Origin of the sequence: Flavobacterium sasangense DSM 21067 (assembly GCF_000686885.1) — a bacterium.
GTDB classification, from domain to species: Bacteria; Bacteroidota; Bacteroidia; order Flavobacteriales; family Flavobacteriaceae; genus Flavobacterium; species Flavobacterium sasangense.
Map to the genome: position 1 here is coordinate 54,920 of NZ_JMLU01000005.1, position 11,323 is coordinate 66,242.

At 34.1% G+C, this 11,323-nt stretch carries 11 protein-coding genes; 9 read left to right on the forward strand and 2 right to left on the reverse strand.

Annotated features, from left to right (window positions below; translation table 11 throughout):
* Window positions 1-32 precede the first annotated feature (32 nt).
* The 7 genes from hppD (at window position 33) to BP92_RS0105650 (ending at window position 7,158) form a co-directional block, all read left to right on the forward strand.
* Window positions 33-1,196 (forward strand): 4-hydroxyphenylpyruvate dioxygenase, encoded by a 1,164-nt coding sequence (gene hppD, locus BP92_RS0105620; RefSeq protein WP_026725162.1) that lies wholly within the window; start codon window positions 33-35, stop codon window positions 1,194-1,196.
* A gap of 287 nt (window positions 1,197-1,483) precedes the next feature.
* On the forward strand, window positions 1,484-2,260 hold the full coding sequence (locus tag BP92_RS0105625) for a DUF3108 domain-containing protein (RefSeq protein WP_026725163.1): 777 nt from the start codon (window positions 1,484-1,486) through the stop codon (window positions 2,258-2,260).
* On the forward strand, window positions 2,260-3,186 hold the full coding sequence (locus tag BP92_RS0105630) for a tryptophan 2,3-dioxygenase family protein (RefSeq protein WP_026725164.1): 927 nt from the start codon (window positions 2,260-2,262) through the stop codon (window positions 3,184-3,186). The genes BP92_RS0105625 and BP92_RS0105630 overlap by 1 nt, the downstream gene beginning before the upstream one ends.
* A 27-nt stretch (window positions 3,187-3,213) precedes the next feature.
* Window positions 3,214-4,452: a M23 family metallopeptidase gene (locus tag BP92_RS0105635; RefSeq protein ID WP_026725165.1), complete on the forward strand. Its 1,239-nt coding sequence runs from the start codon at window positions 3,214-3,216 to the stop codon at window positions 4,450-4,452.
* Window positions 4,452-6,089, forward strand: coding sequence for a glucose-6-phosphate isomerase (gene pgi, locus BP92_RS0105640; protein ID WP_026725166.1), 1,638 nt, complete (start codon window positions 4,452-4,454; stop codon window positions 6,087-6,089). Before BP92_RS0105635 ends, pgi begins: the two co-directional genes overlap by 1 nt.
* 97 nt (window positions 6,090-6,186) lie before the next feature.
* Window positions 6,187-6,612 carry a hypothetical protein gene (locus BP92_RS0105645; protein WP_026725167.1) on the forward strand — a complete coding sequence of 142 codons (426 nt, stop codon included), beginning with the start codon at window positions 6,187-6,189 and terminating at the stop codon, window positions 6,610-6,612.
* A 45-nt stretch (window positions 6,613-6,657) separates the two neighbouring features.
* On the forward strand, window positions 6,658-7,158 hold the full coding sequence (locus tag BP92_RS0105650) for a septal ring lytic transglycosylase RlpA family protein (protein ID WP_026725168.1): 501 nt from the start codon (window positions 6,658-6,660) through the stop codon (window positions 7,156-7,158).
* Here the strand turns inward: BP92_RS0105650 and BP92_RS0105655 are convergent, their stop codons facing one another.
* Complete coding sequence (locus BP92_RS0105655; RefSeq protein ID WP_026725169.1) at window positions 7,159-7,590, reverse strand: YciI family protein; 432 nt, start codon at window positions 7,588-7,590, stop codon at window positions 7,159-7,161.
* Window position 7,591: 1 nt separating this feature from the next.
* Window positions 7,592-8,059: a CYTH domain-containing protein gene (locus tag BP92_RS0105660; protein WP_026725170.1), complete on the reverse strand. Its 468-nt coding sequence runs from the start codon at window positions 8,057-8,059 to the stop codon at window positions 7,592-7,594.
* 78 nt (window positions 8,060-8,137) lie between these two features.
* Between BP92_RS0105660 and BP92_RS0105665 the strand changes: the two genes are divergently transcribed.
* Window positions 8,138-10,168 carry a recombinase gene (locus BP92_RS0105665; RefSeq protein WP_035692979.1) on the forward strand — a complete coding sequence of 677 codons (2,031 nt, stop codon included), beginning with the start codon at window positions 8,138-8,140 and terminating at the stop codon, window positions 10,166-10,168.
* A 3-nt stretch (window positions 10,169-10,171) separates the two neighbouring features.
* Complete coding sequence (dinB, locus tag BP92_RS0105670; protein ID WP_026725172.1) at window positions 10,172-11,269, forward strand: DNA polymerase IV; 1,098 nt, start codon at window positions 10,172-10,174, stop codon at window positions 11,267-11,269.
* The last annotated feature ends 54 nt before the right edge of the window (window positions 11,270-11,323 follow it).

Consider the following 11,323-nt stretch of genomic DNA (forward strand, 5'->3'; position numbering starts at 1 on the left):
GTAAATAGTACCATTTTTAAAATATTAGAATCATGTCACAAGAAATAAAATCAGTAGAATACGGATTAGAAAAAATATTTGAAGGAGCACAAGACTTCTTGCCTTTAATGGGAACAGATTACGTAGAATTTTACGTAGGAAACGCAAAACAAGCAGCGCATTTTTATAAAACAGCTTTCGGGTTTCAATCTTTAGCCTATGCAGGATTAGAAACAGGAGTTAAAGACAAGGCGTCTTACGTTTTAAAACAAGACAAAATCCGTTTGGTATTAACTACCGCTTTAAATAGTGATTCTCCAATTGGAGAACATGTAAAAAAACATGGTGATGGAGTTAAAGTGATTGCCCTTTGGGTAGAAGATGCACGTCAGTCTTACGAAGAAACAACTAAGCGTGGTGCAAAATCTTATTTTGAACCAGTAGTTGAAAAAGACGAAAATGGAGAAGTGGTTCGTGCAGGTATTTATGGAGCTTATGGTGAAACTGTTTTCGTTTTTGTAGAACGCAAAAATTATAACGGAATCTTTTTACCAGGCTATAGCGAATGGAAATCAGATTATAACCCAACACCAGTAGGATTAAAATATATCGACCACATGGTAGGTAATACGGGTTGGAACAGAATGAATGAAGCAGTAAAATGGTTTGAAGATGTTATGGGATTTGTAAATTTCCTTTCATTTGATGACAAACAAATTACTACAGAATATTCTGCTTTAATGTCTAAAGTAATGTCTAATGGTAATGGTAGAATTAAATTCCCAATTAACGAACCAGCGGAAGGTAAAAAACGTTCTCAAATTGAAGAATATTTAGACTTTTATGAAGGAGAAGGAGTGCAGCACATTGCTGTGGCAACTGATGATATCATTTCAACCGTAGCTGAAATGCGTGCTAGAGGAATCGAGTTTTTAAGTACGCCACCTCAAGCATATTATGATGCAATTCCAGAAAGATTAAAAGATCACATGTCTAAATTTAAAGAAGATATTAACGAACTTCAAAAATTAGGTATCATGATTGATGCTGACGAGGAAGGTTATTTGTTACAAATTTTTACCAAGCCAGTTGAAGATCGTCCAACACTTTTCTTTGAAATTATTCAAAGAATGGGTGCTCGTGGGTTTGGTGCAGGTAACTTTAAAGCCCTTTTTGAGTCAATTGAGCGTGAGCAAGAATTGCGAGGTACGTTATAAAAAGTTAAAATTATTGACAAATCATCAAATTACAACGTTGTAGTGGTGTCATTTTTGATAAAAAAATGTTAAAGTTGAAATTTAACTAAGAATAATTCAAAAACATATATACCTTTGCACTCGCAAAACAAGGAGGTAGTTTGCCTTGCTTTGTAATAAATTTTCATAATTTATAGTTTTTTGGTTGGTTAATAGCATAAAAACTCAGTCATATTTTTGACTGGGTTTTTTTGTTTTAGTATTTTTGGAACAGAAATTGCATTTTCATTTCTAAAAATGAATAAACTATGAAAAAAATTATCTTACTTCTCGTTTTATTTGTGTTTACAAATTCTTTTGTAGTACAAGAAAATGCATATACTACTGGAGAGTGGTTTAAACTTCGAATTCACTATGGAATGGTTAATGCAGGCTATGCCACTTTAGAAATTAAAGACGCAGTCAAAAACAATAAAAAAGTACATCACGTTGTAGGAAAAGGTTGGACCGTAGGAATGACCAAATTTTTCTTTGAAGTTGATGATAATTACGAAAGTTATTTCGACAAACAAACGGGAAAGCCGTATCAATTTGTTAGAAAAATTGATGAAGGAGGTTATACAAAAAATCAAGAAGGCTTTTTTAATCAAGATCGAAATACGGTTTTAGTTAAAGATTATAAACATAAAACCGAAAAAACATTTTCTGTTCCAGAAGAAGTACAAGATATTGTGTCTTCATTTTACTATTTGAGAAATCATCCAAAAATTGACAAATTAAAAGTTGGAGAATCTGTCTCAATTGATATGTTTTTTGACAATGAAACCACAAAATTTAAGCTAAAATTTATTGGTAGAGAAGATATAAAAACTAAATTTGGAAAAGTTTCTTGTATGATTTTTAGACCCTACGTTCAAGCGGGTAGAGTTTTTAAAGAAGAGGAAAGTTTAACTGTTTGGATATCAGATGATGATAATAAAATCCCAATCCGTATAAAGGCAAGTTTAGCAGTGGGTTCTTTAAAAGCCGATTTAGAAGCTTTTAAAGGCTTAAAAAATTCATTTAAAGTAAAAGTAGAAAGATAATGGAAGTAACTCCAAAAATTCAAGAACAATTAGATCAACTTCATGATAAATTTGAAGCAATAAATCAAAATACATCCACTCATTTAGAAGGGTTACTTTGGGCTAAACCCATTACCTATTGGGATTATATTCAAACGGATGCGCTTTTGAGTCTTCAAACACAACGCACCACTTTGCCAGATGAAATGGTGTTTGTAATGTATCATCAAGTAAATGAATTGTTGTTCAAAATGATTCTTTGGGAAATGAACCAGTTGTGTCATAACGAAAAACCTACAACTGATTATTTCACGGAGAAATTAGGAAGAATTAGTCGTTATTTCGATATGCTAACCACTTCTTTCGACATTATGAAAGACGGAATGGAGCCTGAACAATATTTAAAATTCCGAAATACTTTAACACCAGCGAGCGGTTTCCAATCGGCACAATATCGTTTAATTGAATTCAGTTCAACGGATTTAATTAACTTAATCGATAATCGTTTTAGAGCTACTATTGATAGAAATACACCATACGAACATACTTTTGAACATTTGTATTGGCAAGCTGCAGGAAAAGATTATCATACGGGTGAAAAATCATATCTGATTTTAGAATTCGAAAGAAAATACAAAAAAGTGTTCTTAGATTGGATGGAAGAATACAACACGATTAATTTGTGGAGAAAATTCAAACAATTACCAGAAGCCGATCAACAAAATCCTGAATTAGTTGCTGCGATGCGTCATTACGACAAAACGGTTAATATAACTTGGGTAATGGGTCACTTTAATGCTGCCAAAAAATACATTGAAAGTGTACCAGGAAATCACGAAGCAACAGGCGGAAGTGATTGGAAAAAATACATGTTACCAAAATACCAAAAACGAATATTTTTTCCTGAACTATGGACGAAAGAAGAATTAGATAACTGGGGAGAATAACCGCCATAGCGCACAAAACAAAAAACATTGAGATATTTAGTATTAGCCATTTTATTTGTTACTTTTTTTACTGCTTGTAATTCGAAAGATGAATCAGAAAAAGCTAAAAAAGCAGTAGTAAAAAAAGAACCCATCATAAAAGAGTACGGATTTACATTTAACGACTATAAAGTGGTTAGAGATACTATTCGCTCTGGTGATACATTTGGAAAATTACTAGAAAAATTCCCATTAAAAGATAGTTTACGCATTCACGATGTTACTGAAAAAGTAAAAGATTCATTCAATGTTAAAAGAATTAAAGCTGGCAAACCTTATATCATGTTTCTCGATAAGAAAAAGCCTAACACGCTTCAAGCTTTAGTTTATATTGAGGATAGGATTAATTACACCGTGGTTGATTTTAGAGATTCTATAGTAGTTTCAAACAAACAAAAACCCACCACTTTAAGAAGAAGAGTAGTAGCGGCGGAAATCGAAGGTTCATTATCCGAAACTCTAAGTAATGCCGGAGTTAGCGCTGGTTTAGCTAATAAGTTAGCGAATATTTATGCTTATACCGTCGATTTCTTCAAGATTCAAAAAGGGGATAAATTTGCAGTTACTATAAACGAACGTTACATCGACGATTCTATTTACGTGGGAGTGGAAAGTATTGAAGCGTCTTATTTTGAGCATAAAGGCAAGAAAATCTTCGCTTTCCCATATAAATTATCCGAAAATCAGAAATATGAAGATTTTTATGATGAAAACGGAAAAGGTTTAAAAAGTATGTTCTTAAAAGCTCCGTTGGATTATTTTAGAATTTCGTCTCGTTTTTCGGGCAGACGTTTTCATCCTGTGCAAATGCGTTTCAAAGCCCATAACGGAACCGATTATGCAGCTCCTCATGGAACACCAATTAAAACCACTGCTTCAGGCGTTGTAGAACGAACTGGTTATACAGCGGGTAATGGAAATTTTGTAAAAGTTCGTCATAGCTCAACTTATTCTACGCAATATTTGCACATGTCTAAAATTTTGGTTCGAAACGGACAACGCGTTACACAAGGACAAGTGATTGGTAAAGTAGGAAGTACAGGTTTAGCGACGGGTCCTCACGTTTGTTACCGTTTTTGGAAAAATGGCGTTCAAGTAGATCCGCTTAGGCTGAAATTACCAAATGCCGAACCGATGAATGAATCTCATAAACAAAAATATTTAGCACATATTGCCCCTTTAAAGAAAGAATTGGATAGTATAACTGCAGTAAAATTTAAAGAATAATGGCACTACCAAAAGTAAACCCATCACAAACAGCTGCATGGCAGCAAATACAATCTCACTTTGAGAAAATGCAAGCAACATCTATGAAAGATTTGTTTGCTTCTGATGCGAATAGAGCAGAGAAATTTCACATACAATGGAATGATTTTTTAGTAGATTATTCTAAAAACATCATCAATCAAGAAACCTTAGATTTGTTATTGAATTTAGCTAACGAAGTTGAATTAAAACAAGCAATTTCAAGTTATTTTCAAGGTGATTTAATTAATCAAACCGAAAATAGAGCGGTTTTACACACGGCGCTTCGTGCAAAAGAATCAGCTAATATTTTAGTTGATGGTGTTAACGTAATGCCAGAAGTATATTCGGTAAAAAATAAAATCAAAAACTTCTCTAACGAAGTTATCTCAGGAAATAAAAAAGGATTTACAGGAAAACCATTTACTGATATTGTAAATATTGGAATTGGTGGTTCTGATTTAGGTCCAGCCATGATTGTAGAAGCTTTACAATTCTATAAAAATCATTTAAACGTCCATTTTGTTTCTAATGTCGATGGCGATCACGTTAACGAAGTAATCAAGAAATTAAATCCAGAAACTACTTTATTTGTAGTCGTTTCTAAAACTTTCACTACGCAAGAAACCTTATCCAATGCTGAAACTATCAGAAGTTGGTTCTTACAATCGGCTTCACAAGACGATGTGGCTAAGCATTTCGTAGCGGTTTCAACCAATATCCAAAAAGTAACCGAATTCGGAATTAATCCTGATAACGTTTTCCCAATGTGGGATTGGGTTGGGGGTCGTTTTTCGTTATGGAGCGCGGTAGGTTTATCCGTAAGTTTAGCAGTTGGGTTTGATAATTTCGATAAATTATTGAAAGGTGCCAACGAAATGGACGAACATTTCAAAAACGAGTCTTTCGAAAAAAATATTCCGGTAATTTTAGCTTTACTAAGCATTTGGTACAACAACTTTTTTGGTGCCGAAAGCGAAGCTTTAATTCCGTATACCCAATATTTACAGAAGTTAGCACCATACCTGCAACAAGGTATCATGGAAAGTAACGGAAAAAGTATTGGTAGAGATGGAAAACCAGTAAATTATCAAACGGGAACCATTATTTGGGGTGAACCTGGAACAAATTCGCAACACGCGTTTTTCCAGTTGATTCATCAAGGAACCAAATTAATTCCAACAGATTTCATCGGATTCAAACAATCGCTTTACGGAAACAAAGATCATCATGACAAATTAATGTCTAATTTCTTTGCGCAAACCGAAGCTTTATTAATGGGAAAAACCGAAGTGCAAGTAAAAGCAGAATTCGAGAAACAAGGAATTTCAGGTGAAAAAGCCGATTTTCTATTGCCTTTCAAAGTCTTTTCGGGAAATAAACCAACAAATACTATTCTTGTCAATAAATTAACGCCAGAGTCATTAGGTGCTTTAGTTGCCATGTACGAACACAAGATCTTCGTGCAAGGTATCATTTGGAACATCTTTAGTTATGACCAATGGGGCGTGGAATTAGGAAAACAATTAGCTAATTCCATCTTAGATGAAATCGAGTCAAAAGAAGTGAAAAATCACGATAGTTCTACTTCATTTTTGTTAAAAGCATATTTGAAATAAGTTTTCAAAATGTATTACATAAAAACCTCTTATTCATTTTTTTGGGTAAGGGGTTTTTAATTTCCTATATTTGTAATTCACTTTAAAAAAATTAGGTATGTACGAAACTATTCAATCTGTTCACTCTATTTTAGCGTATGCCGCTTTAGGCTTATTGTTATTGGCTTCTATTAATGCCATTTTTGGATTAACTTCTAAAAAATTATTTACTGATAAAGACTTACGTTTGTCTTTATTTACCTTAATCATCTGCCACATTCAATTGTTAGTAGGTTTGATTTTGTATTTTGTTTCTCCATTAGGTTCTGCTCAATTAGGAAACATGAAAGACGCTGCTATGCGTTTGACTTCGTTAGAACATCCATTAATTAATATTATTGCTTTGGCACTAATTACAATCGGATGGTCAAAACATAAAAAAGAAGAAAGTAACAACGGAAAATTCAAAAAGATTGCCGTTTTTTATACATTAGGTTTAATATTAATCTTATCGAGACTTCCTTGGGCTAATTGGTTCAATTAGTTTTTGGTACAATCTTTGGTAATAAGTCAACAAAATCAATAAATTATGAAGCAAAATATCTTAATAGTTGCATTTGTATTACTTGTTGCCGCATTAGTAGGCTTTTCTAATGAAACTAAATCTGGTTTCGTTAGAAAAGCTTCTTTATATGATACCGTTAAGAAAAAAGATTCCCTTCAACTTTTAGATTCGATAAAAAAATCAGATTCTATTCGAGTTGCCGATTCTTTAACCAATCTAAAAACCAAATTATACAAGAAAAATGTAGAAGCTTCTCATTATTCCGATAAATTAAATGGCAGAAGAACCGCAAGTGGACAAGTTTTTAGTAATAAAAAATATACGGCGGCACATAGATCGCTAAAATTTGGCACCAAGGTAAAAGTAACTAATTTAGCGAATAACAAAAGTGTTATTGTGACCATTAACGACAGAGGACCACACACTAGAGGAAGAGAAATCGACTTGGCAAAACGACCATTTTTAGATATTTCTCACAACAACGGACGCTCTCCCTTACGCGTGAGTATAGCAATCGTAGAATAATTATTTCAGTTTACTACCTTTTGACGCCCACCAAGGCACTGTTTCCACCACTAATCTTCCTGCTTTAACCGCTGGGTCAAGATTCGCCAAACTATCCGCTTCTTTCATAGTTTCAGTGTTGAAAAGTAAAAATCCTGCAATAGTTTCATGCTTGTCAGATGGACCAGCGATGCTAATTTTATTTGTTTTTGCTAACCAATTGATGTGTTCCATATGTTTTTTCTGGATTTCGGCAGCTTCTTCCTTTGAATGTTCGCGATTAGGACCTTTTTTTAGCATAACCAAAAAATATTTCTGCATCACATAAGTAGTATCACCTTCTTTGTAGCTAAAGGTTTCGTGATTGGTTTTCGGTTTGTCAGGATAAATTACGGTATTTGAACCGCAAGCAAATAATAAAACCAAGGCAAGTATTCCAAAAAGTGTTTTCATTTTACCAAGATTTAAAAGGGTTGTTACTCAAAAAAGCATTATAATAACGTTCGTCAGAAGTGACTTCTTCGCCTAACCAATTCGGTTTTTCAAAAGATTCATTTTCTGATTGCAGTTCAATTTCTGCCACGATTAAACCTTCGTTTTCACCTGCAAAAACATCAACTTCATAGGTGTGATTTCCCACTGGAACTTCGTACCGAATTTTATCAATAGCGCCTTTTTCACAAAGTAGTAATAACGCTTCAGCTTCAGAAATGGCGATTTCTTTTTCCCACTCAAAACGACTCATGCCCGATTCGTTTCCTTTGCCTTTTATGGTTAAAAAACCTTTGTCACCTTTGATTCTAACTCTAACAGTTCGTTCTGGATTTGAATTCAAATAGCCTTGTACAATTCTAAACTGAGTCGTACTTTCCGAAATAAAATCGGTTGACGTAACCAAAAATTTGCGCTCTATTTCTGTCAAAATTTAATATTTATTTAGGCTTCTAAATTACTAAAAAATACTTTCTCTTTGTATCTTTACGATTCTATGACCAAAATTATGAATTTATTTATCAGCAAAAATCACATTACGCCCGACGAAATTCTTAAAAAATACTTTAATGAATTGCAATTATGGCGCAACGAAGAAAACGAAATTGATATTTTAGTTCAATTGGTTAACGCTATCCGTCCAAGAAATCCAAAAAAACCAGAACAAATAAGTCTTTTTCCTATTATCGAATTTTTTTCAAATAACGATAAGGAACGAATCAATTTTGTGGCGTATTTGCAGACGGTTTTACAAAGTAAAAATTTCGATGCTATTTTAACCGATGCCGGAATTCTTCAAGATACCGATTTCTTCTACGAAGTTAAAAAGCGTGTTTTCGCTAAAATTTTACCCTATCAAGCACCAAAAAACACCTTACAATATGTTTTAAATCAGGTTTTTTATGTGGATTCTGATCCGGTTTGGATTAATAAAATTCCAAAATCTGAGTTAGAAATCCTTTTTGAATTATTTCATTTCGAAACAATTTATGAATCGGTTGCAGTTAATTCTCCTTTGTATGAAGTGATGCAAGCTATCAATTTGTTGTCGCAACGCACCAGCGGAAAAGCATTGGAAACCGAAGTAATGAAAATGGTGCCTGAATATGCCGATTTAGAAAGTCCATTTGCTGCTTTTGAGAAAGAATTGTATGCTATTGAAAATACGATTCGCAATAAAGAATCGGAATTTTATACGACTTCATCTGACATCAATTACAAACAGTTGCTGGTGTTGTATAAACAATGTAACGAATTTGTCGAGAAAGCCTTTCAAAACTCCTCTAAATACGGAATTTCACTGCGCGTGAACCAAAACTTGTTGCGCATCAAACAGCAATTGTATCGTGTTGGCGTTTTAATGCCGCTTTTGGTAATCGATAAACCCGAAGACAAAAAAGCAAAATCAATTGAATTAGCGATAAAACTCATCAAATACAATTGCTTAAAAACTAACGTAAGAAAATTATTCAACGAAAGCACGCAATTGTTGTCGTACGAAATCACGCAACACACCGCAAAAACAGGCGAACACTATATAACCGAATCCAAAACGGAGTATTTCAAAATGTTGTATGCAGCTTTGGGTGGCGGATTGATTGTAGGATTTTTGTGTATCTTTAAAATTATGCTTTCCAAAGCTGATAGTAGTTACTTTGGTCAGGCATTTTTGTATAGTATGAATTATTCGTTTGGTTTTATTGCGATTTATGTTTTAGGATTTACTTTAGCCACCAAACAGCCTGCCATGACAGCTGCTGCTTTAATTAACGCCTTGGAAGACGGATTAAAAAAGCAAGCCAACGGAGATGGAGAAAAACACAAAAGTTTCGCTATTTTATTCGCCCGATTATTCCGTTCCCAGTTTATTGCTTTTGTTGGAAATGTTGTGATGGCTTTTCCGGTTGCGCTTTTAGGAATTTGGCTAATCGATTTAGCTTTTGATTACAATATTGCCGAAACCAAATGGGAAAAACTAGTTACCGATTTAAGTCCAATACATTCCATGGCGATTTTTCATGCGGCAATTGCTGGATTTTTCTTGTTTTTGTCTGGAATTATCTCGGGAAGTATTGCAAATCGCGACAAGCATTTTGATGTCTATTACCGAATTAAAGAGCATCCGTTGCTAAAATTGAATTTTGGAAAAGCGAAAGCCGAAAAAATCTCGAAATGGTACGAACGTTATTGGGCAGGAATTATTTCCAACTTTTGGTTCGGAGTTTTCTTAGGAAGTACAGCTTCTGTAGGTTTGTTTTTAGGATTGAATTTAGACATCCGACATATTACGTTTGCTAGCGGAAACTTAGCTTTAGCGATTTACGGCGCCGATTATATGGTGAACAATGCAATGTTATTTTGGGGTATTTTAGGCATCGGAATTATTGGTTTTGTGAACTTTATTGTAAGTTTTGGTTTGTCGCTTGGATTGGCGTTTCGTTCGCGCAATATTCCGTTGGCAGAGTTACGCCCAATTATCACTTCGATAAAGCAACATTTCTTTAGAAAACCGATGAGTTTCTTTTTTCCTACTGAATAATTTATGAGCGAGCACTACCGAAAAATAATTCACGTAGACATGGATGCGTTTTATGCATCGGTAGAGCAAATGGATAATCCAGAGTTGAAAGGAAAGCCTTTGGCTGTTGGCGGAAGTGAAGTTCGTGGCGTGGTTTCAGCAGCAAGTTACGAAGCGAGAAAATTTGGTGTTCGAAGTGCGATTAGTGGCATTCAAGCGAAGAAATTATGTCCCGATTTAATTTTTGTGCGACCAAGATTTGACCGTTACAAAGAGATTTCCAAAAAAATCAGAAAGATATTCCACGATTACACTGATTTAGTTGAGCCATTATCGCTCGATGAAGCCTATTTAGACGTTACCGAAAATAAAAAAGGCAATCCCAGCGCGACATTAATTGCTCAAGAAATCAGAAAGCGTATTTTTGAAGAAGTTGGATTAACCGCTTCGGCAGGAATTTCAGTAAATAAATTTGTTGCCAAAATCGCTTCCGATTATAACAAACCTAACGGACAAAAAACGGTAAATCCAGATGAGGTAGAAGCGTTTTTAGAAAAGTTAGATATTAAAAAATTCTATGGAGTTGGAAAAGTTACAGCTGAAAAAATGTATCAATTGGGTATTTTTACGGGTTATGATTTAAAGCAAAAACCGTTGGAATATTTAGAGAAACATTTTGGTAACAGCGGTTTTCATTATTACCAAATTGTGCGTGGCATTCATAACAGCGTGGTTAAACCAAATCGTAAGATAAAATCAGTAGGAGCGGAACGTACTTTTGGAGAAAATTTATCTTCCGAAATTTTCATGGAAGAACGTTTGCAAAGCATTGCCAAAGAATTAGAAAAACGCCTCCAAAAAAGCAAAATATCAGGAAAAACCATCACCCTAAAAATAAAATACTCCGATTTCACCTTGCAAACCCGAAGCAAAACTTTGCCGTATTTTGTAAACGACAAAAACATCATTTTAGACGTTGCCAAAGATTTACTTTACCAAGAGCGCCTAAGAAACTCCGTAAGATTACTAGGAATTTCCATCCACAACTTAAACAACGAAGAAAAAACCAAAACAGATTTACCGCAAAAAAGTGTTTCAGTACAATTGAAGTTTGAGTTTTAAAAAAGGTGAAATTTTAACAAAATGTGCAGAAAAACTACAGCAATGAGTTTGTGA